The organism is Pelomonas dachongensis (assembly GCF_043555865.1).
Taxonomy (GTDB): domain Bacteria; phylum Pseudomonadota; class Gammaproteobacteria; order Burkholderiales; family Burkholderiaceae_C; genus Pelomonas; species Pelomonas dachongensis.
The window spans coordinates 108,633-135,411 of the sequence record NZ_JBIGHY010000009.1 but is presented as its reverse complement, the minus strand read 5'-3'; the positions used below and the strand labels follow the sequence as shown (position 1 = coordinate 135,411).

The 26,779-nt window shown below is 69.8% G+C and carries 21 protein-coding genes; 11 read left to right on the top strand and 10 right to left on the bottom strand.

The window, feature by feature from the left end; genetic code table 11:
- Positions 1-52: 52 nt before the first annotated feature.
- Entirely contained in the window at positions 53-730 is a 678-nt protein-coding gene (locus ACG02S_RS21495; protein WP_394472535.1) for a GntR family transcriptional regulator, read from the bottom strand.
- Between the two features lie 136 nt (positions 731-866).
- Complete coding sequence (locus tag ACG02S_RS21490) at positions 867-2,051, bottom strand: fumarylacetoacetate hydrolase family protein (protein ID WP_394472534.1); 1,185 nt, start codon at positions 2,049-2,051, stop codon at positions 867-869.
- A 241-nt stretch (positions 2,052-2,292) separates the two neighbouring features.
- Between ACG02S_RS21490 and ACG02S_RS21485 the strand changes: the two genes are divergently transcribed.
- Together ACG02S_RS21485 and ltrA are read left to right on the top strand one after the other, a co-directional pair.
- On the top strand, positions 2,293-5,451 hold the full coding sequence (locus ACG02S_RS21485; RefSeq protein WP_394472533.1) for a TonB-dependent receptor: 3,159 nt from the start codon (positions 2,293-2,295) through the stop codon (positions 5,449-5,451).
- 586 nt (positions 5,452-6,037) lie between these two features.
- The gene (gene ltrA / locus ACG02S_RS21480; protein ID WP_394472597.1) at positions 6,038-7,429 is read left to right on the top strand and encodes a group II intron reverse transcriptase/maturase; all 1,392 of its coding nucleotides are present in this window, start codon (positions 6,038-6,040) and stop codon (positions 7,427-7,429) included.
- A gap of 99 nt (positions 7,430-7,528) precedes the next feature.
- Here the strand turns inward: ltrA and ACG02S_RS21475 are convergent, their stop codons facing one another.
- Positions 7,529-8,803: an SGNH/GDSL hydrolase family protein gene (locus ACG02S_RS21475; protein ID WP_394472532.1), complete on the bottom strand. Its 1,275-nt coding sequence runs from the start codon at positions 8,801-8,803 to the stop codon at positions 7,529-7,531.
- 174 nt (positions 8,804-8,977) lie between these two features.
- Here ACG02S_RS21475 and ACG02S_RS21470 point away from each other — a divergent pair, with 174 nt between their 5' ends.
- Together ACG02S_RS21470 and ACG02S_RS21465 are read left to right on the top strand one after the other, a co-directional pair.
- Positions 8,978-9,910 (top strand): bifunctional enoyl-CoA hydratase/phosphate acetyltransferase, encoded by a 933-nt coding sequence (locus ACG02S_RS21470; RefSeq protein ID WP_394472531.1) that lies wholly within the window; start codon positions 8,978-8,980, stop codon positions 9,908-9,910.
- Positions 9,910-11,022, top strand: a complete 1,113-nt coding sequence (locus ACG02S_RS21465) for an acetate/propionate family kinase (RefSeq protein WP_394472530.1) — start codon at positions 9,910-9,912, stop codon at positions 11,020-11,022. The genes ACG02S_RS21470 and ACG02S_RS21465 overlap by 1 nt, the downstream gene beginning before the upstream one ends.
- Before the next feature lie 34 nt (positions 11,023-11,056).
- Here ACG02S_RS21465 and ACG02S_RS21460 read toward each other — a convergent pair whose 3' ends face one another.
- The 3 genes from ACG02S_RS21460 to ACG02S_RS21450 form a co-directional block, all read right to left on the bottom strand.
- Positions 11,057-11,494: a hypothetical protein gene (locus ACG02S_RS21460; protein WP_394472529.1), complete on the bottom strand. Its 438-nt coding sequence runs from the start codon at positions 11,492-11,494 to the stop codon at positions 11,057-11,059.
- A 68-nt stretch (positions 11,495-11,562) separates the two neighbouring features.
- Positions 11,563-12,984 (bottom strand): phospholipase D-like domain-containing protein, encoded by a 1,422-nt coding sequence (locus ACG02S_RS21455; protein WP_394472528.1) that lies wholly within the window; start codon positions 12,982-12,984, stop codon positions 11,563-11,565.
- A gap of 81 nt (positions 12,985-13,065) precedes the next feature.
- Positions 13,066-13,233: a hypothetical protein gene (locus ACG02S_RS21450; RefSeq protein WP_394472527.1), complete on the bottom strand. Its 168-nt coding sequence runs from the start codon at positions 13,231-13,233 to the stop codon at positions 13,066-13,068.
- 272 nt (positions 13,234-13,505) lie between these two features.
- Here ACG02S_RS21450 and ACG02S_RS21445 point away from each other — a divergent pair, with 272 nt between their 5' ends.
- The 6 genes from ACG02S_RS21445 (at position 13,506) to ACG02S_RS21420 (ending at position 20,141) form a co-directional block, all read left to right on the top strand.
- Positions 13,506-14,963 (top strand): sigma-54-dependent transcriptional regulator, encoded by a 1,458-nt coding sequence (locus ACG02S_RS21445; protein WP_394472526.1) that lies wholly within the window; start codon positions 13,506-13,508, stop codon positions 14,961-14,963.
- A gap of 79 nt (positions 14,964-15,042) precedes the next feature.
- Positions 15,043-16,095 carry a DNA topoisomerase IB gene (locus tag ACG02S_RS21440; RefSeq protein WP_394472525.1) on the top strand — a complete coding sequence of 351 codons (1,053 nt, stop codon included), beginning with the start codon at positions 15,043-15,045 and terminating at the stop codon, positions 16,093-16,095.
- A gap of 38 nt (positions 16,096-16,133) precedes the next feature.
- The gene (locus tag ACG02S_RS21435; RefSeq protein ID WP_394472524.1) at positions 16,134-17,333 is read left to right on the top strand and encodes a glycosyltransferase family 4 protein; all 1,200 of its coding nucleotides are present in this window, start codon (positions 16,134-16,136) and stop codon (positions 17,331-17,333) included.
- Between the two features lie 11 nt (positions 17,334-17,344).
- Positions 17,345-18,517, top strand: coding sequence for a zinc-binding metallopeptidase family protein (locus tag ACG02S_RS21430; RefSeq protein WP_394472523.1), 1,173 nt, complete (start codon positions 17,345-17,347; stop codon positions 18,515-18,517).
- Between the two features lie 55 nt (positions 18,518-18,572).
- Entirely contained in the window at positions 18,573-19,052 is a 480-nt protein-coding gene (locus tag ACG02S_RS21425; RefSeq protein ID WP_394472522.1) for a hypothetical protein, read from the top strand.
- 195 nt (positions 19,053-19,247) lie between these two features.
- On the top strand, positions 19,248-20,141 hold the full coding sequence (locus ACG02S_RS21420; protein WP_394472521.1) for an SDR family oxidoreductase: 894 nt from the start codon (positions 19,248-19,250) through the stop codon (positions 20,139-20,141).
- A 229-nt stretch (positions 20,142-20,370) separates the two neighbouring features.
- On the opposite strand, the gene ACG02S_RS21415 is transcribed toward ACG02S_RS21420, so the two are convergent.
- The 4 genes from ACG02S_RS21415 to ACG02S_RS21400 form a co-directional block, all read right to left on the bottom strand.
- Positions 20,371-20,826, bottom strand: coding sequence for a PA2169 family four-helix-bundle protein (locus ACG02S_RS21415; protein WP_394472520.1), 456 nt, complete (start codon positions 20,824-20,826; stop codon positions 20,371-20,373).
- Between the two features lie 109 nt (positions 20,827-20,935).
- Entirely contained in the window at positions 20,936-23,239 is a 2,304-nt protein-coding gene (locus ACG02S_RS21410; RefSeq protein WP_394472519.1) for an ATP-binding protein, read from the bottom strand.
- Between the two features lie 8 nt (positions 23,240-23,247).
- Positions 23,248-24,393 (bottom strand): AI-2E family transporter, encoded by a 1,146-nt coding sequence (locus ACG02S_RS21405; protein WP_394472518.1) that lies wholly within the window; start codon positions 24,391-24,393, stop codon positions 23,248-23,250.
- Between the two features lie 229 nt (positions 24,394-24,622).
- Complete coding sequence (locus ACG02S_RS21400) at positions 24,623-24,940, bottom strand: BON domain-containing protein (RefSeq protein WP_394472517.1); 318 nt, start codon at positions 24,938-24,940, stop codon at positions 24,623-24,625.
- A 337-nt stretch (positions 24,941-25,277) separates the two neighbouring features.
- On the opposite strand from ACG02S_RS21400, the gene rpoN reads away from it, so the two are divergent.
- A complete protein-coding gene (rpoN, locus tag ACG02S_RS21395) occupies positions 25,278-26,762 on the top strand; it encodes an RNA polymerase factor sigma-54 (protein ID WP_394472516.1) in 1,485 nt (494 codons plus the stop codon).
- The last annotated feature ends 17 nt before the right edge of the window (positions 26,763-26,779 follow it).

Genomic DNA, 26,779 nt, shown 5'->3' with positions numbered 1-26,779 from the left:
CTCCTGGCAGTTGCGTGAGCGGCGTCGGCAAGCGAGATGCCAGCGCGGCGCGTCAGAGGATGAGGTACTCGGGGTGCCGCTGCTGGATCTCGTCCACCGAGGCGAGCGTGCCGGACAGGTGCTCGCGGACGGCGGCCTGCGCCGCGTTCGCATCGCGCGCCGCGATGGCATCCAGGATGGCCTGGTGCCCGCCAAGGATGGATGCGGTCTTGCCGGCGAACGGGGAGTGCAGCAGCCGCAGCCGGTCCACGTGGCCGGACATGCGCAGCACCACCGTCCACAGCCGGGGCAGACCGGCGGCCACGTACATCAGCCGGTGGAACTCCTTGTCGGCGGCCATGAAGCCGATGAAGTCCTTCTGCGCGGCCAGTTCGGCCTGGTGCGTGAGCTGAAGGCGCAGCTCGGCGATCACCGCGTTGTCGGGTGCATCGGCGAGTTGCCGCGCGATCTCGATTTCGATGGAGCGGCGCAGGAAGTGCGCCTCGCGGGCGGCCGGCACGTCGATGCGGCTGACCTGCGTCGTGTACTGCGCCCGGATGACGACGAGGCCTTCCTCGCTCAGCCGCATCAGCGCGTCGCGCACCGGCGTCTGGCTGACACCGAAGCGTTGCGCCAGCTCGGCACGGTCGAGCGCCAGACCGGGGGCAAGCTCCAGCGAGACGATGGCGGCGCGCAGCGATTCGACGACCTGGGGGGCTGCGTGGCGGGTGGGATCGAGGACGAAATTCATCGCGAAGGTGTGCGGATGATTTTGGCACTGGCGCTTTAGTGCATCAGTGGCGCGCCGGGCAAAAAAGCGGCGGACCGCTCGCGCGGGCCGCCGCAACAGACAGGACGCCACCAGCCCGCGGCGTCCGACCAGAGATTCAATCCGGCAGGGGCCGGCCTCGCAGGTGGCGCAGCAGCGCGCCGGTGCCGTAGGTCCACGGCGGGATGGCGTCGCTGCGCTGCACGGTGTTGATGAGGCAGCCCAGTGCGGGGCTGGCGATGGTGACCACGTCGGCCAGGCGGTGCGTGAAGCCGGCACCGGGCGCGCCGCGGTCCTGGATGGGCGAGAACATCGTGCCCAGGAACAGCATGAAGCCATCGGGGTACTGGTGATGCGCGCCCCAGGCATGGCGCACCAGATCCAGCGGGTCGCGGCTGATCTCCTGCATGCGGCTCACGCCGTCCAGCACGAAGCCGTCCTCGGCCCCTTCGATGCGCAGGCTCACCGCGGCGGCGCGCACGGTGTCCAGCGTGAAGCCATCGTCGAACAGCCGGATGAACGGGCCGATGGCGCAGGAGCCGTTGTTGTCCTTGGCCTTGCCCAGCAGCAGCGCACTGCGGCCTTCGATGTCGCGCAGGTTGACGTCGTTGCCCAGCGTCGCGCCGACGACCTCGCCGCGCGCGTTGACGGCCAGCACGACCTCGGGCTCGGGGTTGTTCCACTGCGAGTCGGGGTGCAGGCCGACTGCGGCGCCGAAGCCCACGGCGGACATCGGCTGCGCCTTCGTGAAGACCTCGGCATCAGGCCCCAGCCCCACTTCCAGGTAGGGAGACCACGCGCCGCGGGCGACAAACTCGGCCTTCAGCTGCTGCGCCGTCGCCGAGCCGGGGCGGATGCTGGCGAGGTCGGCGCCCAGGCTGGCCCTCAGCGACTCGCGCAACGCGTGGGCGCGAGCCGCGTCGCCGCCGGCTTGTGCCTCGATGACGCGCTCCAGCAGGCTCACGGCGAAGGTCACGCCACAGGCCTTGATGGCTTGCAGGTCGCAGGGTGCCAGCAGGCGGGGCACGGCGGGGTCGGGCGAGGCGGCCAGCGCGCCGGCGAGCACATCGTGTACGGCCCCTATCCCGCGTGCCGGTGCCTGACGGGTGAGCGCCACCCGGTCGCTGCGGTCTAGCAGCTCCGCCATCGTCGCTACATGGCCGGACAGGTCGACCAGTTCGCCGCCGCGCACCGCCACCACGACCGGGCCATCAACATCAGCGCACCACACGCGACCCACCAAGACCGCATGCGTTGCATCGTCGGGCAGGCCGCGCGGCAGGGAAGCGTTGTTGTTCTGCATCTTCTGGGTGAACGGCGTTGACAGCGATGGCTTGATTGTGAGCGCTACCTGATTCGCTGGCCAGTCGTGGTGATCCCTTGGCTTTTTGCGTCGATCTTTACTAATACATTAGTACACACCCTCGTTGACTCCGCCAGACTGCCACCGTAAATTCAAAAATGTGTGCGCTACCATTTTTTGTGGTTGCCGCCTTGACACAGCCTGGAGCACCGGGTTCGCAGAATCAAACAGGAGACAACAGATGAACAAGATTTCTTCGCGGCAGCGGCGCGGCCCGCGCCTGGATCGTCGGCTGGCGCTGGGCACCACGCTGCTGGCCGGCCTGATTGCGCAGGCCTATGCGCAGACCGCTCCCGCGCAGCCGCCTTCGCAGCAGCTCGACACCGTGGTCGTCACCGGCATCCGCGCCTCGCTGGAAAGCTCGGCCAATGCCAAGAAGAACTCGGTCGGCTTCATCGATGCCATCTCGGCCGAGGACATGGGCAAGTTCCCCGACAGCAACATTGCCGAGTCCATCTCCCGCATCCCCGGTGTCACGCTGACGCGCGAGATCACCGGTGAAGGCCTGCAGATCCAGATCCGCGGCCTAGGCACCAACTTCACCCGCATCCTGCTGAACGGCGCGCCGGTCGCGTCCGCCTCCACCGGCCGCACCGACACCGGCAGCGCCAACCGCGAAGTCGACATGGACTTCATGCCCGGCGAACTGTTCAGCCGCGTGACGGTGGTCAAGAGCCCGACCGCGTCCATGCTGGAAGGCGGCGCCGCCGGCATCGTAGACATGCGCAGCGCGCGCCCGTTCGACAAGAAGGGCTTCCGTACCGCGTTCTCGCTGACCGGCACCAAGGGCGAAAACGCCGAGAAGTGGGGCAACCGCGGCTCGGCCCTCGTCAGCAACACATGGAACAACGTCTTCGGCGTGCTGGCCGGTGTGGCCTGGTCGACGAACAAGGTCAAGACCACCGGCTTCGAGTCCATCGGCTGGACCAATGCCAACCTGTCGCAAGCCCAGGGTGCCAGCCTGGGCACGGGGCGCAACAACACGGGCGGCGGCAACTGGACCATTCCGGGTGTCGTGCCCGCCAACGCCGGCAACGGCCTGACGACCGGCGCCACGATCGATGAAGCCTACTTGCTGTCGAAGAACCCCGGCCTGACGATCCAGCAGATCGACAACGCGCTGATTCCCCGTCTGGGCCGCACGATGTTCTCCGAGGGCAGCCGTGATCGCAAGAACGCCATCGTGTCGATGGAACTGCGCCCCAACAGCTCGGCCAGGTACTTCCTTGACGTCATCTACGGCCACAAGAAGAATGAGTTCGACCGCGTCGACATCAACTGGATTGGCCGCAATGGCTCGGCCATTCCCGTCAACATGACCGTGGACAAGACCGACTGCGCCAATGGCTGCACGGTCACCAAGGGCACCTTCGCGAACTCGCAGTACTTCCTGGAGTATCGGCCCTACAACGAGGAAACCAAGTTCCACAGCGTCAACCCCGGCCTGAATGTGCGGATCACCGACGCGATCAGCGTCGACGTCCAGGCCAACATGACGCGCAGCGATTTCCGGCGCGAGTCGCCGACGGTGGGCTTTCAGACCTTGCTCGGCTCGGGCATCACGACCGAGTACGACAACACCAGCGGCACGCCGTCGATCCGCGCCATTGACGCCTCCGGCGCGACCGACATCCTGAACAAGCCCAGTTCCTACGGCTGGAACGGTGGCCGCCTGAACCACCAGGAAGAGCTGCGCTCAATCCGCACGCACGGCCTGCGCGGCAGCATCGACATCGACGCGAACATCTTCGACATCAAGATCGGCAGCGCCTACGACAGCGTCTCGCGCCGCATCAACACGCTGGACAACTCCGCCTACTGGGAGAACATCGCCTGCCGCCGCAACGTCAACGTGTTCCTGCCCAACCCCAACACGACCAACACCGGCGGCGCCTGCAACGGCGCTGGCGCTGCCGGTCCGGCAGCCGGCGCATACCCGGGCTACGGCACGGGCTTCACGGCGGGTGCGTCGCCAGCCTCGTTGCAGTTCCTCGGCTCCACGATCCCGAACGCGGCCGTGCCGAGCTACCTCATTCCCACGTCGAGTGGCTTCACCACGGTGGACTGGGCGCGGTTCGCGAAGGACTCCAACTACCAGGCCGCCCGCGACACCGCCACGTTCGGCACGGCCAATTCCAACAACAACGTGGCGCCCGGCTTCTTCCAGGAGCAGGTGTCGTCGGTGTTCACCGAGATCAACGGTGAGACGACGTTGTTCGGCAGGGATCTGCGCTACAACGCCGGCGGCCGCTATGCCACGACGCAGCAGACCTTCGCCACGCTGACGCTGCCGGTCGACCCGCGCAACGCGGCGCTGAACCTGGCCGATGGCGGCCGCTACCCGTCGCAGCGCCTGGAGACCTACACGCAGACCACGTACAGCAACTTCCTGCCGTCCGCCAGCGTCGCCTACAGCCTGCGCCCCAACCTGCTGGCGCGGGGCTCGGTGTCCAAGACGATCACGCGTGCCGACCCGACGCAGCTGCGCGCGCTGGCGCTGAACTTCACCGACCCGGCGGCCCAGAACGGCACGCTCACCAATCCTGATCTGAAGCCCTACAAGTCTGAAAACACCGACCTGGGCCTGGAGTGGTACACCGGCCGTGAAGGCTACATCGCCGTGGCCTGGTTCCAGAAGGGCATCCAGGGCTTCACCGCGAACCGCACGATCAGCACGACCTTCGCCGACCTGAATGCCTACGGCGTCAACTGGACCCAAGGCGGCTTGACTGACACGCAGAAGCAAGGTCTCTATACCCGCGCCGGCCTGCCGGTGCCGGGCGACCTTGCCACGGCGCCCACGGGAGCGGCGCTCGCCGCGATCAATGCGCTGGGCATCACGCTGACGCAGACGCAGAACACGGCCGACGAGCTGAAGATCAAGGGCCTGGAGCTGACGGTGCAGCAACCGCTGGACATCATCTCTTCGTACTTGAAGGGCATCGGCGTCAGCGCCAACTACACCAAGGTCAAGCAGTCGGGCGCCAACGTGGCCACCGGCGTGCCTCCGTACACCTACAACCTGGCCGCCTACTACGAAGGACGCTTCGGCGGCCTGCGTGTGACCAAGACCTTCACCAAGGGGTCGCAGTCCAGCGGCACGGGCCAGAACGGCATCACGGCGGCGGCCTTCTACGGCATGGACTACGACCAGGTGGACTTCACCTCGCGCCTGAACATTGGTGAGTTCTTTGGCTGGAAGAAGGACTTGCAGGCGACCTTCGACATCTTCAATGTCACCCGCTCCCAGCAGCGCACGAACTTCCAGTTCGCCAATGCGCCCTACGCGGTCTACGAGCCGGGTCGCACGTACCAGGTCGGGTTGCGCGCGAGCTTCTGAGCCCCTCGTCTGGTCTCGCTGCTGAACGCGTGCGAGCCCAGCCGGTGCCCCGAGGGGACGGCGATGTGTGCGGCATCGAGCCGCATGCATCGCCAGATGGGCCGGCTCGGGAGCGGCCCGGCGTCGGCCCGAATACCGAACACCGAATGCAAAGGGCTCCCGCATGAGGGAGCCCTTCTCTTTGAGTGCGCCCAGCATGGGCGCACATCCTGGAGGTGCAAGTCCTCCCGCGAGCTGGTCACAGCGAGCGAAGTGAAGCGCAACTGCACGAGGGCGACCGAGTGTGGGGAGGAAGCGTGAAGCGTAAATCGCGAGCCGATGAACAAGAACCGCATAGAAGGCGCTGCCGAGCAGGGCGAGTGGGCTCAAGACCACGAAGCTCTTGTGACCAAGGCGAAGCGGCGTAGATGCGGCGGTTGTGCGATGAAGGAGTGCGCAATTACCTGGGGAGACCTCGCCTCATGCCTGAAAGGGCGACGGCCATGCCGGAGCGAGGAGTCAGCAGCGGTCGTAGTAGCCGGGTAGCGGGGCCGATGGGGCCACCAGCGAGAGGCGAAGGACCAAACGAGAGCAAGTGACCGAGGACCTGGGAATGTCAAAGGCCATGCGTCAGATGCCGGAGCCATCCGGGCGGGTGGGGGAAGGGCGCGGTGAAGCCGCGTTCCAACCGGCCAGCGACGAAGCCCGCGGCCCGTCCCAGGAACACCAGGGCACAGGGTCAGCAATGCAAGAGGCGGGGGCTGGCACCCTGCTGGAGGCGGCGCTGACGAGAGAGAACCTGCAAGCGGCTTGGAAGCGGGTCAAGGCCAACAAGGGCGCGGCGGGCGTGGACGGGCTCGACATCGAGCACACACAGCGCCTGCTGCAAACGACATGGCCGCAGATCCGCCAAGAGCTGCTGGGAGGGCGGTACCGCCCTGCGCCGGTGCGCAGGGTGATGATTCCCAAACCGGACGGAAGCCAGCGCGAGCTGGGTATCCCGACGGTGACGGACCGACTGATCCAGCAGGCACTTCTGCAGGTGCTGCAACCGCTGATCGACCCCGCCTTCAGCGAACACAGCCACGGGTTCCGGCCGGGGCGGCGGGCGCACGATGCGGTGAAGGCCGCGCGGGCGTACGTCCAGTCAGGCAAGCGCGTAGTTGTAGACGTGGATCTGGCCAAATTCTTTGACCGGGTTTGCCACGACATTCTTGTTGATCGGCTCAAGAGACGCATTCCGGACGCCGCCGTCATACGGCTCATCCGTGCGTATCTGAACGCCGGCATCATGGATGGCGGGGTGGTGGTGGAGCGCCAACAGGGCACGCCGCAAGGCGGGCCGCTGAGCCCGTTGCTGGCCAACGTGCTGCTCGACGAGGTGGACAAGGCATTGGAGGCGCGGGGCTACAGCTTCGCGAGGTATGCCGATGATTGCAATGTCTACGTCCGCAGCAGACGAGCCGGCGAGCGAGTGATGGTGTGGCTCAGGAAGATGTACGGCAAGCTGAGGCTTCAGATCAATGAGGCCAAGAGTGCCGTGTGCAGCGCCTTCGGGCGCAAGTTCCTGGGCTACGAGCTGTGGGTGGCCAAGGGGCGCGAGGTGAAGTGCAAGGTGGCCCACAAGGCCATGGACAACTTCAAGGCGCGCATCCGGGCACTCACGGGCCGCTCAGGCGGACGCAGCATGGCGCAAGTGGTGGCTGGGCTCAGGCCCTACCTGCTGGGCTGGAAGGGGTACTTCGGAATGGCGCAAACGCCCAAAGTCTGGCGCGAGCTGGATGAGTGGCTGCGCCATCGACTCAGAGCCCTACAGCTCAAGCAGTGGAAGCGCGGAACAACCATGTACCGCGAACTGCTGTCGATGGGCGCTCGGGCCGAAGTGGCTCACCGAGTGGCGGCTAACAGCCGGCGCTGGTGGCGCAACAGCACGACAGGACTCAACAGCGTGCTCACCCTTGCTTGGTTCGACCAACTGGGCCTGCCTCGCCTCTCATGACCTCAAACTCTCGAACCGCCCGGCGCGGACCCGCATGCCGGGTGGTGTGGCAGGGGCGCCTCCTAAGATGGAGGCCCCCCTATGCCGATTGTCGCCGTTTCAGCGCGCCGGGCAGCGGCGGTCCAGCAGTGCCACCGGGAAAGCGTCCGCCATCGCCTGGTAGCCCGCCATCGATGGGTGCAGGCCGTCGTTGTCCAGTTCCGGGCGCAGGTGAGTGGGCCGCGCCGGATCGCGCGCCAGCGCATCGAAGTCCACCAGGGCGTCGAAGCCTGCGTCGCGGCGCATCCACGCGTTCAGCGCCTGGCGGTCGGCCTCGTTCTCGGGCTGCGGCTGGTAGTAACCGCTGCCGCCGTAGGGCATCACCGTGCCGACGAACAGGCACACGCCGCGCGCCCGTGCCTGCTGCTGCAGCGTGCTGAAGCCGGCCTTCATGTCGGCCAGCAGCGCGGCGCGCGACTCCGGCGTCGTGGTGCGCTGGCGGTGGCTGGTCCCCAGGTCGTTCACACCCACCAGCAGCACGATGTGCGTCGCACCGCTGCGCGCGAGTGCGTCCCGCTCGAAACGCGTCAGCACGCTGGGCCCCAGGCCGTCCTGCAGCAGCCGGTTGCCGCCGATGCCGGTGTTGACGACGGCCGCCTCGCGGCCCTGTGCGGCGAGGCGGCCGGCCAGCAGGTCCGTCCAGCGCTGGTAGCTGCCGGGAGCCACGCCGTAGCCGTCGGTGATGGAGTCGCCCAGCGTCACCAGCACTGGCTGCGTGCGCCGCGTCTGCACGTCCACCGCCGCCAGGTGCCACCAGCCTTCGCGGGCCGCGCCGTCGGGCCAGTCGGCGGCGTCGACCCGGTTGCCCGGTGCGGCCCAGCTGCGGATGCGCGAGCCCGGGTGCACCGTCGCCTGCGCGGGCGACTGCACGATATGCATCTGCACGGCCAACTCGGCACCACGCGGCACCGCCAAGGGCAGCGGGTCGCTCCACACCTCGGCGCCGGGCGCCAGCGTCAGCGTGCGGCTGCCGTTGAAGCGCAGTGTCTGCAAGCTGCCCCCGTGCAGCCGCGGGGTGCCGGCTTCCCCACCGGGCTGCACCAGCGCCACGCTGGCGGCGCCCAGCTGCAGCGGCTGCCGGCCGAACAGGTTGCTGATGCGCACGCGCACGGCGTCGCCGGCCACCGTCGTGCGCACCACCTGCCGCAGGCTCACGTCCGCCAGCGGCGCCTGCCAGACACGGGGTGTGCCGTCAGGCGCGGGGCCGCCCTGAGCGAGCTGGGCGCTGCCCCACGCCGCCAGCCAGTGCGGCGTGGCAGGGTCGTGGCGAGGCGTGGCGCAGCCTGCCAGCAGCAGCACGGCAAAAAGCAGGGTGGGGCGTGAGGGCAGGCGCATGGTGCGGGACTGAAGGCCGGTGGGCGAATGGATATTGATGGTATCGGTACCATCCGCCCTCGCCATGGGGCAAAGCCCCAGGGCGAGGGCGGGTGGGGCCGGCGACGCTTCAGGGGAAAGCCCGATGCTTGCGCTACGCTGGCCCGTCACCCCGCCCGCCACAGCCCGCCCGACATGACTTCCGCCATCGACGCCATCTTCGACCGCTGCCGCGCCGTGCCGGCCATCGCCACCGCCGTGGTGCACCCCGTGCAGGCCAATGTCATCCGCGCGGTGGCCGAGGCGCATGAAGCAGGGCTCATCACGCCGGTGCTGGTCGGCCCGCGCCAACGCATCGCCGCCGCCGCCGCCGAGGCCGGCGTGGACATCTCCGCCTGGGAGCTGATACCCACCGAGCACAGTCACGCCGCCGCCGAGCAGGCAGTGCAGATGGCCGCATTGCAGCGCGTGGGCATCGTCATGAAGGGCTCGCTGCATTCCGACGAACTGCTGGGCGCCATCGTTCACCCGGGCAGCGGGCTGCGCACCGAGCGGCGCATCTCGCACGCCTACGTGATGAGCGTGGCCAGCTACGGGCGGCCTTTCATCATCACGGACGCGGCCGTCAACATCGCGCCCGACCTCACGGCCAAAGCCGACATCGTGCAGAACGCAGTCGATCTGTGGCGCGTCGTGTTTGGCTGCGGCGGTGAGCTGCCCAATGTGGCGGTGCTCGCGGCGGTCGAGACCGTGAACCCCAAGATGCAGGCCACGCTGGATGCCGCCGCGCTGTGCAAGATGGCCGACCGCGGCCAGATCGTCGGCTGCCGCATCGACGGCCCGTTGGCTTTCGACAACGCCATCAGCGCCGACGCGGCGCGCGACAAGGGCATCGTGTCGCCAGTCGCGGGGCAGGCCGACATCCTGCTGGTGCCCGACATCGAGGCCGGCAACATGCTGGCCAAGCAGCTGACCTTCCTCGGCGGGGCCGAGGCCGCGGCCATCGTGCTGGGCGCCCGCGTGCCCGTGGTGCTGACCAGCCGCGCCGACAGCCAGCGCACGCGGCTGCTGTCGTGCGCGCTGGCCGTGCTGCTGGCCGCAGCGCGCTCGAAGGCGCAGGTGGTGTGATGCGCGTGCTGCTGGTGCTCAACAGCGGGTCGTCCAGCCTGAAGTTCCAAGTGTTCGATGCCGACACGCTGGCCGTCGTCGCGACCGGTAAGGTCGCCGGCATCGGCGGCGCGGCACGGCTGACGGCGCGCTTCCCCGCCGGTGGCGCGTCGGTCGACGAGCTGCTGGCGCGGCACGACCACGACGGCGCGCTGCAGGCCGTGCTGGGGCTCATTGACGCCCATGACGACGGCTGGACGCCCGTGGCCACCATGCACCGCGTCGTGCACGGCGGCCCTGCATTCCGCGCGCCGGTGTTCGTCACGCCCGAGGTCATGGCGCAGCTGCAGGCGCTGGCGCCGCTGGCGCCGCTGCACCAGCCCTTCAACCTCGCCGGCATCGCGGCGGCCGACCGGCTCATCGCCGGCGTGCCCGACATCGCCTGCTTCGACACCGCTTTCCACGCCGGCCACGGCGAGCTGCAGCACACGTTTGCACTGGAAGTCGGGCTGCGGGAGCGGGGCGTGCGCCGCTACGGCTTCCACGGCCTGTCGTACGAGTGGATTGCATGCCGGCTGGCGGCCGAGCATCCGGCGCTGGCGGCCGGGCGCGTCGTCGTAGCGCACCTGGGCAACGGGGCGAGCCTGTGCGCGCTGCAGGCCGGCATCAGCGTCGACACGACGATGGGCATGACCGCGCTGGACGGCTTGCCCATGGGCACGCGCTGCGGCGCGCTGGATGCCGGCGCGGTGACCTACATGATCCGGGCGCTGGGCATGGACGTGGACGAGGTGGAGCACGCGCTGTACGAGCGCTCGGGGCTGCAGGGCCTGTCCGGCATCAGCAATGACGTGCAGACGCTGCTGGCCAGCGAAGACCCACGCGCCGCCTTCGCGCTGACCTACTTCGCGCACAAGGTCGCGCAGCAGGTGGCGCAGATGGCGGTCTCGCTGGGCGGGCTGGACGGACTGGTGTTTACCGCCGGCATCGGCGAGAACGCTGGCTCACTGCGCGACGCCGTGCTGGGCCGGCTGGAGTTCCTTGGCAGCTTCGAGGCGCTGGTCATCCCCGCCAACGAGGAGCGGATGATGGCGGTGCACGCGCAGCGGCTGCTGCAAACGTTGGCGTCCTGAAAACGGGTCGCCGGCCCGGCCGGCAACCGGCGTGTCAGGCTGCCAGCAGCTGCGCGCGGCGCATCTTGGCGAACGGCGACGTCTCGTACTCGTGCCGCAGCCGTTGCAGCAAGTCTTGCCGGTCGGGCATGGGCGCGCCGCATGAGATCCGCGACGCGATGGCGCGGTCCAGGGCGCCTTCCAGGCCGTTGCATTCGGTTGAGTACGACGTGTGGTGGGCCTGGCCGTGGCGGTCAGTCCAGGTGGCGACGACGCGCAGCACCGGGCCGAAGGAACGCATCGCCCACTCGAAACGGATGCCCGCAGCCCGCGTGCGGCTGCGCCACATCAGACGGCCGGTCTTGCTGCCGCCGGGGCGACGGGGCTTGTCGGCCTCGCGGGCCTGCTGCGGCTCGTCCGGCACCGCCGCGAGGGCGCCCGGCATCGGCGTCGGGTTGTAGAGGGAAGTCTGCGTGAAATCATCAACGGCCATGCTGCCTCCGGGGGTGAGGGGGTTGAAAGGTGACCCGAAGGTGTTGGCAAACGCTGTGCCCGCCCAGCTCACAACAGCGGCTCGATCCACCGCGCAAAGCGTTCCATAAAGCGCTGGCCGATGCCGCGCTGGCTCCACTGCGCAGCCTCGATGGCAGTCGAGGCCGCCACGTCGCGCTTGAACAAGGCCTGCATCTGCTCGCCGAAGTCCTCGCCCAGCACGATGAGGTCCATCTCGTTGTTGCCGACGATGCTGCGCCAGTCGAGGTTGCTGGAGCCGACGCTGGAGAACACGCCGTCGATGACGGCCGTCTTGGCGTGCATGACGGACTGCTTCATCTCGTAGATCTGCACGCCGGCTTCCATCAGCTGGGCGTAGCGGGCGCGCGCTGCATGCATGACCAGCTTCACGTCGCTGCGCCCCGGCAGCACCAGCGAGACGGCCACGCCGCGCTGCGCCGCGTCGCACAGCGCCTGGATCAACTGGTCGCCCGGGGCGAAGTAGGCCATCGTCAGCTGGATGCTGCGCTGTGACGCATCGATGGCGCGCAGCAGCGCGGTGTAGGTCGGGTTCACGCCCTTGTCGGGGTCGCCTGCCACCAGCTTGATGACGCGCTGGCCCGGCGTGGCGACCTGCGGCGGCGGGGCCGGCGGCAGCGTGCCTTCGCAGCCCTGGCGCGACCAGGACTCGCGGAACTCCGCCGCCAGTGCGTTCACGACCGGCCCGCGCACCTCCACCTGCGTGTCGCGCCAGCCGCGCTTCTCAGCGTCGGACGGCGGGCGCACGCGGCGCCCACTGCCGAACGAGCCCTCAGCGTAGACGTTGCTGAGGTTGATGCCGCCGGTGAAGGCCACATCGCTGTCCGCCGCCAGCATCTTGCGGTGGTTGCGGTGCGTCAGGCCCCAGTGGCCGGGGCGCTCCAGCGGGTTGATGGGGTTGAACGCGCAGACCGCCACCCCGCCGTCGCGCAGCCGGTCGAAGAACGCGCGGTCGCTGCCCAGCGAGCCGACCGCGTCGTACAGGAAGGCGACATGCACACCCTCACCGGCCTTGCGGATCAGCATGTCGGCAACTTCGGCCGCGACGCCCTCATCCTCGACGATGTAGAACTCCACCAGCAGGCGGTGCTTGGCCGCGGCGATGGCCGCCTTCATCGCGGCGAAGGTCCGCGGGCCGTCGATCAGCAGCTTGGCCGTGTTGCCCCGCATCAGCTGGGTGTCGCCCTTGGCGGCCAGTACGCCCAGGTGGCGTTCCATCAGCGCGCCGCTGCCTTCCGCCTTCACCCGCGCCAGCTCGCGCGCCTCGGTGGCGGCGCTGACGGGGCCATTGCGATCCACCACCGTCACGCGTTCGGCGGTCTGCTGCCTTGGCAGCGGCTGCACGCCCTGATCTCGGGGCAGCAGGCTGCCGCAGGCGGCGGCCCCGAGGATCCAAAGCGCCAACACCGTCCACAGCGTGCCGGCTCGCCACCAGACGCGAGTTTTTTTCATGGGTTTGCAAGGGCGACCGGAAAAGGCGGCCGCCACGGCTTCACGCAAACACCATGCCCGCGGCGGGTGCTGAAGTCGCTGTCAGTCAGCAGTGGGCCGCGTCGGCACCGCCGGCCGCGGCGGTTGCGCCTGCGCGGGTCGGGGCGGTTCTCCCAAGCTGGCGCCAGGATCTTCCTCGCCGGCCACGGAGTTGTCGTCGGGACGCGCCCCCGGTACCGGGGGCGTGCTGGGGGCGTTGGGTCGGTTCATGAGGGTCTCCGTTGAATGCGGTGGCGCAGCCGTCCTCGCGCCCGGAACGACCGTCCCGGGCAAAGTTTCGGCAAATCTTTCAAGTCGCCCGCAGCGAGTGCCGCGGCGGTTTGTAGGACAGACGGCAATGGCCGTGCCCGCCGCCTTCCTTTTGTCGGTCCGTGGGGGTGCTAACGGTGTGTCGAGCCCCTGAAATCTTCCGAAATCTGCCGAGAATGGCAACCATTGGCCGCCGCAAGGCGTCCGCAAGCCAAGAAAAGGACGAGAGTTCGATGCCGCATGCCCTGGTGGTGGACGATGACCATGACTCAGCCGAGTCGCTGCGCGCGCTGATTGCGGGCGAGCGTTTCACGGTGGCCGTGGCGCACAACCTGCGCGATGCGCGCCGTCAGATCGCGCTGCAGCAACCCGACATCCTGCTGCTGGACCTGCGTCTGCCCGATGGCAACGGCATGGACCTGCTGGCCGACCCCAAGTTGGTGGCCAACTCCGAGGTCGTGCTGTGCACGGGCCACGCCAACCTCGAGACGTCCATTCAGGCGCTGCGCCTGGGCGCAGCCGACTACCTCGTGAAGCCCGTCAACCTGACGCAGCTGCAGGGCGTGCTGTCGCGCATCATGAAGCCGGCGGCGCTGCAGGCCGAGGTGCAGGACCTAACGGCGAACCTTGACGAGTCGGGTCATTTCGGCCACCTGTGGGGCCGCAGCGCGCCGATGAAGCGCATCTACGAGCAGATCTCGCGCGTGGCTGTCACCAGCGTATCGGTGTTCATCACCGGCGAGTCAGGCACCGGCAAGGAGGTGGTCGCGCAAACCGTGCACGACCTCAGCCGACGCCGCAAGCGCCCGTTCCTGGCCGTCAACTGCGGCGCCATCAGCCCCAACCTGATCGAGAGCGAGATCTTCGGCCACGAGAAGGGCAGCTTCACCGGCGCCGAGCGCCAGCACCAGGGCTTCTTCGAGCGCGCCAGCGGCGGCACGCTGTTCCTGGACGAGATCACCGAGATGCCGCTGGAGCTGCAGGTCAAGCTGCTGCGCGTGCTGGAGACCGGTCGCTTCATGCGCGTGGGCTCCACCACCAGCCAGGAAACCGACGTGCGCATCATCGCGGCCACCAACCGCTCGCCCTACCAGGCGGTGGCCACCGGCAAGCTGCGCGAAGACCTTCTGTACCGGCTCAACATCTTCCCCATCGAGCTGCCGCCGCTGCGCGAGCGCTCGTCCGACGTGCCCTTGCTGGCCAACCACTTCCTGGCCGCGATCAGCGAGCAGGAAGGCGCGGTGCGCCGCTTCACGCCCGAGGCGCTGACGGCGCTGACCGCCTACCCCTGGCCTGGCAACGTACGCGAGCTGCGCAACGCCGTGCAGCGCGCCTACGTGATGGCCCTGGGCGACACCATCGATGACGCCTGGCTGCCCGGCAGCTCGGGGCAGGTGTCCGGCTGGGCCCCGCTCGGTGCTCCCGCGATGGATGCGCCGCCCACGCCGGCGCCGGCACCCGCCCCTGCGCCGCTGGACAACGTGCCCAGCATCACGCTGCCCATCGGGTCCAGCGTGGCGCAGGCCGAACGCATGCTGATGCTGGCGACGCTGCGCCACTTCAATCATCACAAAGAGCGCACGGCCGCCGCTTTGGGCATCAGCCTGAAGACGCTCTACAACCGGCTGAAGGAATACGCGGCGGAAGGCGCGGCGACCGAGCCGAGCACGCCGCGCCGCGACGACGAGTAGATCGTCGCGCGCAGATCGGCGCCGTCCGGCTCGGCCAGTGGCGCGCCCGGAGCTGGCCTGAGGTTTGCATTGCAGGCGCATGGCGACCGACAAACCCACACCCGCAGTGCTGCGCTGGATCAACGATGCGCAGGCCGGCCTGACCCGACGCGCCGGCCGTGCCGGCTTCAGTTACGTGGACGCGCGCGGGCGCCGCGTGCGTGACGAGGCGACGCTGGCGCGCATCCGACAGCTCGCCATTCCGCCGGCCTGGGTGGACGTGTGGATCAGCCCGCACGCCGACAGCCACCTGCAGGCCACCGGCCGCGATGCACGCGGGCGCAAGCAGTACCGCTATCACGCCGACTGGCAGGCCGGCCGCGGCCAGACCAAGTTCGATGGCCTGCGCCGCTTCGGCCGCGCGCTGCCGCGGCTGCGCCGGCGCGTGGAGCAGGCGCTGTCCGGCCCCGACGAGCCGACGCGCGAGCGCGTGCTGGCGACGCTGGTGCGGCTGCTGGACACAACGTGGCTGCGCATCGGCAATGCGGCCTATGCGCGCGAGAACGGTTCGTTCGGCTTGTCCACGCTGCGCAACCGCCATGCGGGCGTGAAGGGAGATTCGCTGGCGCTTTCCTTCGTCGGCAAGAGTGGCGTGCGCCACAGCGTGCGCGTGACCGACCGCCGCGTCGCGCGCGTGGTGCGGCGCTGCCGTGAGCTGCCGGGCCAGGAGCTGTTCCGCTACGTCGATGAGGACGGTACCAGCCATGCAGTGGACTCGTCGGACGTGAACGCGTGGCTGGCCGCGGCGGCCGGCGAGCGCGTCACGGCCAAGGACTTCCGCACCTGGCACGGAAGCGTGCTGGCACTGCAGCTGACGCTGCAGGCCTGCGGTGAAGGCGTGCAGCCGTGCCGGCCGGCCCAGGTGGTGGAGCAGGTGGCGCGCAAGCTGGGCAACACCGCCGCCGTTTGCCGCAAGGCTTACATCCACCCGCGCGTGCTGGCCACTGGCGACGCGCTGAGTGATGAGGCCGCCCGCGCCGCGCTGAGCGCATCGCCGTGGGCGCGCGCCCCGGCCGCGCATGCAGGGTTGAATGGGGCCGAACGCCAGCTGATGGGCCTGCTGCGTTCACGCAGCGCCATGGCCGGCGCTTGAAGCGCAGGGGCAGGCACAGGCTTTGCTGTTAAGTCGGATTGCCCATCCGCATCGAGGACGCCACCGTGCGCATCGCCTACGTCACCGATACCTTTCCGCCCGAGATCAACGGCGTTGCGCTGACCGCCGAACGCGCGCTGGCGCATCTGCGCGGCGCGGGCCATGCGGTGCAGCTGATCCACCCGCGCCGCCCCGGCGAGGCGTCCCGTCGCGATGCCGACGAGTGGCGCTGCGGCGGCGCGCCGCTGCCGCTGTACCCGGGCCTGCGTGTCGGCCTGGCCACGCCCGGCGTGCTGCGCGCGCTGTGGCGCGAGCACGGCGGCCTGCCTGATCTGGTGCACGTGGCCACCCCTGGCCCGCTGGGCTGGGCCGCGCTGAGCGCAGCGCGTGCTGCGGGCGTGCCGGCCAGTGCCGATTTCCGCACCAACTTCCACAGCTACTGCAGTCATTACGGCCTGGGCTGGCTGGCGCCCGTCGTGCTGGGCCACTTGAAGCGCGTGCACGCGCTGGCCGACTTGAACTTCGTGCCCACCGCCGAGCTGGCCGGCCTGCTGACTGCGCAGGGCTTCGAGCGGCTGCAGGTGCTGGGCCAGGGCGTAGACGCACAACTGTTCTCGCCGACGCGGCGCGACGCGCCGCTGCGCGAGGACTGGCGTGCCGGGACCGAGCACCGCGTGATGCTGTACGTCGGCCGCCTCGCGGCCGAGAAGAATGTGGGCCTTGCGTTGCACACGTTCGAGCGCCTCAGCGCGCGCCGCCCCGGCCTGCGCATGGTGGTGGTGGGCGATGGCCCGATGCGCGAGCGGCTGCAGCGCCAGCACCCGTCAGTGCGCTTCGTCGGCATGCAGACCGGCGCGGCGCTGGCCCGCCACTACGCCAGCGCGGACGTGTTCCTCTACCCCAGCCTCACCGACGTGTTCGGCAACGTGACGCTGGAGGCGCTGGCCAGCGGCTTGGCCGTCGCGGCTTTCGACACCGGTGCGGCCGCACGACATGTGCGCGACGGCGTCAGCGGCTGCCTGACGCCGCCGAGTCTCGGGCTGGCGGCCGCCGACGCCTTCCTGGACGCCGCCACGCGCGCGCTGGAGGCTTCGGCACCTGGTGGCGCGATGCGCCGGCAGGCGCGCGAGGCCACGTTGCAGGCAGGTTGGCCCCCCGTGTTGCGGCGCTTCGAGCAGCAGCTGATACAGCTGGCCAGCGCGAGCCGCGCGGTGCCGGCGCTGGCTTTGGCCGCCTGAGAATGACTGAAATGATGCCCCTGCTGCCTTCTCCCGTGAACCTGCTGCCTTCTCCCGTGAACCTGCTGCCGTCGCCCACGACGGCGCGCGCCTTCAGCTGTGCCTGCGGACGCCCCGTTTTCTTCCGCAACAGCCAGTGCCTGGCCTGCAAGCGCGCGCTGGGCTATGCCCCGCTGCGCGGCACGCTGCTCGCGCTGGAGCCGCTGCGCGGCGGGCGCTGGCGGCAGGCCGGCGCGCCCGTGCGCGGCTCTGCGCGCTACCAGCGCTGTGCCAACCTCAACAGCGCCGCCGCCTGCAACTGGCTGCTGGACGCAGGCGAGGTGGCGGCCGGCGAGACGCTGTGCCGCTGCTGCCGGCTCACGCGCACGGTGCCCGACCTGACGCGGCCCGAGGCCAGCGTGTGGTGGAACCGCATCGAGCAGGCCAAGCGCCGGCTCGTGTCGACGCTGCTTGGGCTGAAGCTGCCGGTGCGTTCGCGCGCCGAAGACCCCGAGCTTGGCCTGGCATTCGACCTGCTGCTGGCACCGCCCGAGGGGCCGGCCGTCATCACCGGTCACGCCAATGGCGTCATCATGCTCGATGCGTCCGAGGCCGACGACGCCAACCGCGAGAAGCGCCGCAGCGACCTGCATGAGCCTTACCGCACGCTGCTGGGTCACCTGCGCCATGAGTGCGGCCACTATTACTGGCAGCTGCTGGTGCTGCCGTCGGCGCAATGGCTGGAGCCCTGCCGCGCGCTGTTCGGCGATGACCGCGAGGACTACAGCGCCGCGCTGCAGCGCCACTACGAGCAGGGGCCGCCGGCGGACTGGGGCCAGCGCTTCGTCAGCGCCTACGCCAGCTGTCATCCGTGGGAAGACTGGGCCGAGACCTGGGCGCACTACCTGCACCTGGTGGACACCCTGGACACGGCGCGCAGTTTCGGCCTGGACGGCGAGCGCGTGGAGCTGAGCTACGAACGCTTCGGGCCCGAGGTGCTAGCCGATGCCGGTGATGGTGCCAGCGACCCCGACGCGGCGGGCTTTCTGCAGCTCATCAACAGCTGGATGGAGTTGACCGGCGTGCTCAACGAGCTGTCGCGCTCGATGGGCATGGCGGACTTCTATCCATTCGTGCTGTCCGCACCGGCAGTGCGCAAGCTGCACCTGGTGCATCGCGTGGTCCGCAGCGCTGCCGCCGGCTGACACGCGGGCATCTCGCTTGCCACGTTGGGGTATTGCAACTCGACCGGAGAAAGCCATGTCCAACGATCAAAACCGCAGCTTCGGTGTCTTCAAGCCCGTCGGGCATCTGGTCATCTCGTTGCCTGATGCGGCCGCGGCGTCTCGCGCCGAAACCGCGCTGGCTACGCTGGGCCTGGCGCACGATGCCGTGCGGCGCTACAGCGACCAGGAGATGCTGACGCAGATCGAGGCTGACATCGCGACGGCCAGCCCCATCGCGGCCATCGGCCAGGAGATGAACCTGATCCTCGCGCACCGCGAGCTGGCCCGCCGCGGCTACCACTGGCTGGTGGTGGCTGCTGCCGACGACGAGCAGGCGCGCGCCATCGCCGACACCGCGCGTGCCCACGGCGCGGAGCGCGCGCAGCACTACGGCCGCTTCATCATCGAGGAGCTGATCGAGCATGCCGATGACACCCCGCAGGTGGCCGAGTCGCCCGACCGCGGGCTGGACGCGCAGACTCCGTCCGGCAAGGAAGCTGAACGAACGGTTTGAGGCCCCCGTCCGGACTTGCTGCTGAACGCGGGCAAGACTGACCAGGGATGGCGATGTGCGTGCGGCTCGAGCCGCACGCACATCGCCCTGGGGGGGCCGGATGGTGAACTGGAGTCGGACATTAACAGTCCTTGCGGACTTTTTGTTCCTACGACAGGCCGGCGCTCGGCCCGCACGAATGCAACGGAGCAAGCGATGAGCGAAATCGAGAACCCGCCTGTGCAGGCCGGCGCGCGTGAACAGCCGGTGCAACTGCCGGCGCAGCATCTGGAGGGCGACGCGCAGGAGTCCGATCTTGCGCTGGCGCCGCGCTTCATGGCGCCGGACTACCGGGGCAGCGGCAAGCTGAAGGATCTCGTCGCACTGGTCACCGGCGGCGACTCGGGCATCGGCCGCGCCGTGGCCGTGTTGTTTGCGCGCGAGGGGGCGGACGTGGCGGTGGCGTACCACGCGTCCGATGAGGATGCGCGCGAGACCTGCAATGCGGTCGAGGCCGAGGGCCGGCAGTGCCTGCTGCTGTGCGGCGATGTGCGCAACGCGGCCTGGTGCGACAGCGCGGTGGCCCAGGTCATCGCCCGCTTCGGGCGCCTGGACGTGTTGGTCAACAACGCCGCATTCCAGCAGCATGTGCCGTCCATCCTGGACCTGGACGATGACCAGATCCAGCAGACGCTGGACACCAACATCGGCGGCTACCTGCGCATGGCGCGCGCGGCAGTGCCGCACTTGCAGCGCGGCGCGGCCATCATCAATACCGGCTCAGTGACGGGGCTGCGCGGCAGCGCCGCACTGTTGGACTATTCGGCCACCAAGGGCGCCATCCATGCGCTGACCAAGTCGCTGGCCAGCCAGCTGATCGAGCGCGGCATCCGTGTCAATGCGGTGGCGCCAGGTCCGGTATGGACGCCGCTGAACCCGGCAGACAAGCCGGCGGACGAGGTGGCCACTTTCGGCCGTGACACCGACATGGGCCGCGCCGCCCAGCCCGAAGAGCTATCCCCGGCCTACGTGTTTCTGGCCTCGCCGGTGTGTTCAGGCTACATCACCGGCATCGTGCTGCCCATCACGGGGAGTGTTGGCGCGATCTGAAGCCTTTGGTCCAGGCGAGCTCAGCTGAACGCGGGCTCGCCTGAGCGGTCTTGCAGACCGCGCGGCGGACGCAGCCGCCGCTCTTCGGCAGGCACGACGAATCGACTGGACTCGTCGTGTCCGGCCTCAGCCCCCGAGGGGACGGCGATGCATGCGGCATTGAGCCGCCTGCACATCGCCCAACGCAGGCCGACTTTTGCGGCGGCCCGGCGTCGGCCCCCAAGCCAGATCAGCTCGCAGCGGCGCGCGCAGCGTCCCGCAGCGTACGGATCTGCAGGTGGTTGCGCTTCACGCCTTCGTACTGGCGCTCCACGACGCTGCGCACTTCCGGAGGCAGCGGCTCGTCCAGCGCCTTGCGGTAGGAGGCCAGCGCGCTGTCCTCGCCGCGCTCGGTCTCTTCCAGGATGGCCTTGTCGGTGTACCCGGCCAGCGTGCCCTTCACGGCGACCCAGCCGCGGTGCATGGCACCCACGGCCGTGCCGCTGTCCTCGGCCTTGCCGCCCAGGCGGCCCACCAGACCCTGCAGTTCCAGGGCCGAGCGGCGGCAGTCTTCCGAACGGGTGAGGAAGCTCTGCTTCAGCGCCGGGTCGCCGATGTATTCGGCCGAGGTGCGGAAGCCGTACTCGCCATCCTTGCTGGTCTCGATGAGGTCGTTGAGGGTGTCGATGATGTCGTCGTTGCTCATGACGCTTGCCTTTCAAGAAGTGAGGGAAGGGTGCCGCGCGGCTTACCGCGCCGGCGGGCCTTTCACCTTGGCAGGCCGCGTGCCCGCCCCGGCATGCGCGTCGCGTGCGTCAGGCCAGTCCGGCCGCGCGGCGGGCGCGCGCGAGCGTGACCTGCAGCGCCGCCAGCAGCTCGGCCGGCGGGCAGGGCTTGCGCAGCAGCACGAACTCGCCCTCGGCCATCACCGCGTTGCTGTAGCCGCTGATCAGAACCACCGGCAGGCCGGGGCGAAGGTCGCGCAGGCGGCGCGCCAGCGCCACGCCGTCCATGTCGCCTGGCATGACGATGTCGCTGAGCACGATGTCGGCGCTGGCGCCTGCGTCCAGCAGCCGCAGCGCGGTTTCGGCACGGCTGGCGCGCAGCACGCGCGCGCCCTGGCCAACCAGCAGCGCGGCGGTCACGTCGCCCAGCGACTCGTCGTCCTCGACCAGCAGCACGGTGGCGTCGGCGATGCTGGACGGCAGTGCTCCGGCGGGCGCCTGGCTCACCGGGGCGGCGTCGCGCGCCACCGGCAGCAGCAGCGAGACCGTGGTGCCCACGCCGGGCGTGCTGGCCAGCGTGGCGGTGCCGCCCGCCTGTGTCGCGAAGCCGTGCACCTGGCTCAGCCCCAGGCCACTGCCGCGGCCCACCGGCTTGGTCGTGAAGAAGGGCTCGAACGCGTGCTCGACGAGCGCCGGGTCTAGCCCCACGCCGTCGTCCCCCACGGTCAGCAGCACATGCTCGCCCGGTGGCATTTGCGGCAAGCCTTGCTTGTCGGCGGCATTCGCGTTGCGGGCGCTCACGCGCAGCTCGCCGCCGCGCGGCATTGCGTCGTGGGCGTTCAACGCCAGGTTGACCAGCGCCAGCTCCAGCTCGCCTGGGTCCACGTGCACCGGCCGCACGTCAGGGGCGATGTCGAGCCGGATCTCAATGCGCCGTCCCAGCACGCTGCGCATCAGCGTCTGAACTTCCGGCAGGTACAGCGTCAGCGACACGGTCTGCGCGCGCACCGGCCGCTGGCCCGCGAAGCGCAGCAGGTGTTGGGTCAGCTGGCTGCCCTTGTCGACGGCGCGCTGAGTAGCGCCCAGCGGCGTCTGCAGGTCAGCCGCGCTGGGGTGGCGCTGCATCAGGTGCACGCTGTTGCTGATGATGCCCATCAGGTTGTTGAACTCGTGGGCCACGCCGCCGGTCAGGCGGCCCAGCGCCTCCACGCGCTGACTCTGCGCGCCGAGCTGCTCCATCTGCCGCGTGCGGTCCACCGCCTGTGCAATGCCCTGCTCCAGTTCGCCGCGGGCCTGCGCCATGCGCCGGCTCGCAGTGGCCAGTGCTGCCGCCACCTCGTCGCATTCAGCCATGCCCGTGTCCTGCGCCGGCAGCACGCGGCCGGCCTCCATGTCCTCGGCCGCGGCCTTCAATGCGCGCAGCGGCTGCTCGATGCGGCGCGCCACCCATAGCGCGCTGCTGATCGCCAGCACCAGCAGCGCCAGCGCGGTCACGATGACGCGCGCGACCTCGTTGGACAGGTGGCCGGCGAAGGCGTTGGTGGGCATGGCAGTGACGTACGACCAGCCCAGCGCCGACGTGCTGTAGTAGCCGGTCGTGCGCTGACCCTCCAGCGACTCGGCTTCGAACAGGCCCTCGCGGCTGCCGGTCATCTGCTCGCGCAGCCCGGCGCGGATCTCGCGGCCCACGTAGGCCTCGCCGCCCGGCTGGCGCGCCACGACGCGGCCGGCGCTGTCCAGCACCGAGCCGACCCAGTCCGGCTCGCCCTGGCTTTGCACGATTCGCTGCAGCTCCGCCGGCTTCACTGTGACGGCCACGTTGTAGACCAGCTGGCCGTTGCGCAGCACCGGCTCCAGCCAGGCGGCATACATCTCGCGGCCGGGGCCGCCGACCATGGCGAGCTGCTGCATCGCCGGCACCGCGCTCAGCGCGACCGGCGCCGGCCCTTCGTCGGCGCTGCCTGCGGGCAGCCGGGTGCTGAGCAGCACCCGGCCGGGCGCGCGCAGCTCAACCCAGCCGGCCAGGCCCTGCATCGCGCGTCGGGCCTGGCGCTCGAACGCCAGCCGGCGCTCGCCCTCCGGCGGCAGCGGGCCGTCCAGCTCGGGCAGTTGCGCCAGCGTGCGCGCGATGCTGGCCCGGCGCGCCAGCTCGACATCCACCAGCAGCGACATCGCGCGCGTGGTGTCGCGCAGGTTGCGCCGGTGGGCGTCGCGCTCGGCTTCATAGGTGCTGAAGATGAGCCAGGCGACGCCCGCCAGCGCGGGCAGCAGCACGGACATCACCAGCAGGAGCAGTCGGGAGCGCAACGTGGCGGGCATGTGGAGGCGGGGCAGGCTGAAGTCGGCGAACGTGGGTCGCAACGATAAGGGCAGCAGGGTGAGGCGGTGGGGCACGGTGGCCTTCAGGTGTAGCGATTGCGGGAAGCGCGGGAGCCGGCGGCGGCGGGGCGGCGCAGCAGCATGCGCAGGGACGGGGGCGCCCCGCGGTGGTCGCCTTCCAGGAAGCAGCGCAGCAGCCGCAGGCCGCGCACGCGCCGGCTGACGCTGCGCAGCGCGATCAGCACCGGCACGGCGATCAGCGCACCCGGGATGCCCCACAGCCAGCCCCAGAACATGACGGACAGGAACACCGCCACCGGGCTCAGCACGAGCCGTCGGCCGATGACAAGCGGCGTGAAGAGGTTGGCCTCCACGCCGTGGATGACGGCAAACACCAGCACCGGCGCGAGGATCTGCGGCGCGGTGTCGAACGCGCTGACGCCGGCCAGCAGCAGCATCGCGGCCAGTGCCATCGGGCCGATGTAGGGCACGAAACAGAACACGGCAGTCAGCACGCCCCACAGGGTGGGGTTGGGCAGTCCCAGCATCCACAGTGCGAGGCCCATGATCAGCCCGACGGTGCTGTTGACGACGCCCACCATGGCCAGCCAGTGCGCGGTCTCGCGCTGCGCGGTGCGCAGGCCGCCCAGCAGTAGCGCGCGCGTGCGCCGCCGCGGCACCGCCTCCACGATGCGGCGCAGCACCCAGTGCTCGGACGCGAGCAGGAAATACAGCAGGATGACGGTGGCGGTGACCGACACCGCGAATGCGATGCTGCGCGTCAGCACGACGCCGGTCAGCGCGAAGCCCTCGGAGGCCAGTTTCTCGCGGAGCGGGTCAGGCGAGGCCAAGACGGCGCGCCCCGCCCGCTGGGGGCGCATGCCTGGGATCGCGGCGCGCAGCTTGTCCATCTGGTCCAGCAGCTGCGCGGCGGTGGTGGGCGCCGCCTCCCACCAGGCAGCGGCCGGCCGGGCGAGGCTCATGGCCAGCGGCACCGTGCTGCCCATCAGCGCCACCACGACCACCAGCGCCCCCAGCATCTCCGGCACGCCGCGCCGGCGCAGCCAGCGCACGGCCGGTGCCAGCGCCAGCGTCAACAGCACGGCGATCAGCACCGGCGCGAGCAGCGGCCGGGCCTCGCGCACGGCGAACACCAGCGCGATCAGCAGCAGCCCGCGCAAGGCCCAGCCACTGCGCGGCGTTGTGATTGATGCGTGAGGCGATTCCATGTCGTTGTTCTTGTGTGGTGTCTATGGGCCGAGCGCCGGGCTGCCAATGGCCAAGGGCCCTTGGCCTGTCGTAGGCACAAACAGTCCTCAGGGACTGTTGATGTCCGACTCCAGTTCACCAAGCCGGCCGGCGAGCGATGTGCATGCGGCTCAATGCCGCATGCATCGCCGTCCCCTCCGGGGGGGCCCGGCTCGACCGCGTTCAGTGCGGCGAGCCGGGCGAGGCGCCTCACTTCGCCGCCGGCCTCACGATGATGTTGTTGCGAACCTCCTTCACGTCCGGCGTGGCTCGCGCGATCTGAGCGGCGCGGTCTTTCTCGGCCTGCGTGGTCGCGAAGCCCGACAGCTGCACGGTGCCGTTCAGCGTCTCGACCTGAATGCGCATGGCGCTGACCTGGGCGTCTTCCGCAAAACGGGCCTTGACGCGCGTGGCCACGGTGGCGTCGTCAACGTACTGGCCCACGGTGCTTTGTCCGCTGGTGACTGCGCAGCCGGTGGTGGCGAGCGCCGCGACGGCGATCAGGGAGGCGGCGAGGATGTGCTTCATGAGTGGTCTCCAAGCGAGGCAAAGGGCTCGCGTCAGCGCCAAGGCAAACGGCGTGCCCGCCGGCAGCGCGGCGGCTTGCACGCCCCAGGAATCCGGCAGGTTTTGCCGACACTGGCGCGGCGGGTTGACGGTGGTTCGGTAAAAGCTGCCAGCGCGCGGTGCCGCCGAGCGCCTGACCGCACTGGTGGCATGACGCCGCAGCCGCGTGCCTGCGGGGTGTGCGCCGCATTTGCGCCCGATTTGGGGTTCACGCGGTCACGGCAGGCATGGACGTTGCGTTGAGCAGCAGATGGCTGCGCAAGGGCAAGCGCAGCTTGGAACCCTAGGAGTTGCCGCCGTGAATTCGCTTGATCTCCGCGCCGACCACCGCCAGAGCCAGGCGCTGTCGCCGCGTCTGCAGCATGCGGTGCGCCTGCTGCAGATGTCGTCGCTGGACTTTGCCGCCACGCTGCGTGACACCGCCGGGCGCAATCCGTTCCTGGAGGTCGATGAGGGCGACGCCACCGGCGAGGCGGTGGAGCCGGTCGAACTCGATGGCGCGCGGGGTGCCGAGCTCGCCACACCGCTGGAGCGTGTGACGAGCGACGGTGCCGCCGAGCTGGCCCTGCCGGTCGGCGACCTGGGAGACCCGGCCGATCCCGCCGATGGCGGCGACCGTGACTTGTGGATGGCCGACGGCGGCAGTGGCCAGCGCCGCAGCGATGACGGGGAGCTGGGGGCGCTGGAGCTGATGGCCGTGGAGACCTCACTGACGGCGCACCTGCACGGCCAGCTGAACGTGCTGCCTCTGTCCGTGCGCGACCTGACGCTGGCGCGGGCGGTGGTGGAGTCGCTGGACGACGACGGCTACCTGCGCACGCCGCTGGACGAGTTGCACGCGGTGACCGGCCTGGACCCGCTCCCCGACGCGCAGGAGATGCAGATCGCGTTGAAGCGAGTGCAGTCGCTGGACCCGGCCGGCGTGGCTGCCCGCGACGTGGGCGAATGCCTGCTGCTGCAGCTGCCGGCCATCGACTGTGACGGGACGCGTGAGCTGGCGCGTGCCATCGTGACCGATCACCTGCCCGCGCTGGCCTCGCGTGACACCGCCGCGCTGGCGCGCGCGCTGGGTGAAAGCCCGGCGCGCGTGGAGGCCGTGTGCGACCGCATCCGCCGGCTGGACCCGCGCCCGGGCTGGCGCTTCGGCGCCTCCGACGTCGCCTACGTGGTGCCCGACGTCATCGTGAAGAAGGTGCGCGGCCAGTGGAGCGTGCAGCTCAACCCGGCCATCGTGCCGCGGCTGCGCCTCAACGAGGTCTACGCGAAGCTGTTCCAGCGCCACCGCACCGCGGCCAATGCCGAGATGGGCGAGCACCTGCAGGAAGCGCGCTGGACGCTGCGCAACGTGGAGCAGCGCTTCTCCACCATCCTGGACGTGGCCGAGGCCATCGTGCAGCGCCAGCACGCCTTCCTGGACTACGGCGCGATGGCGATGAAGCCGCTGGGTCTGAAGGAGATCGCCGACGAGGTCGGGATCCACGAGAGCACCGTCTCGCGTGTGACCAACAACAAGTACATGGCCACACCGGTGGGCGTGCTGGAGCTGAAGTACTTCTTCAGCCGCGCGATGGTGAGCGCCAACGGCAGCGCCTGTTCGGGCACGGCGATCCGTGGCCTCATCAAGGACATCATCGAGGCCGAGCGGCCGGAGGCGCCGCTGTCGGACGCCGAGATCACGCGCCAGCTGGCCGCGCAGGGCCTGGTCGTGGCGCGGCGCACGGTGACCAAGTACCGGCAGATGCTGAAGATCGACGCCGTGGAGCGGCGCCGCCGTGTCGCCTGACTCGGGCATGGGTCTTG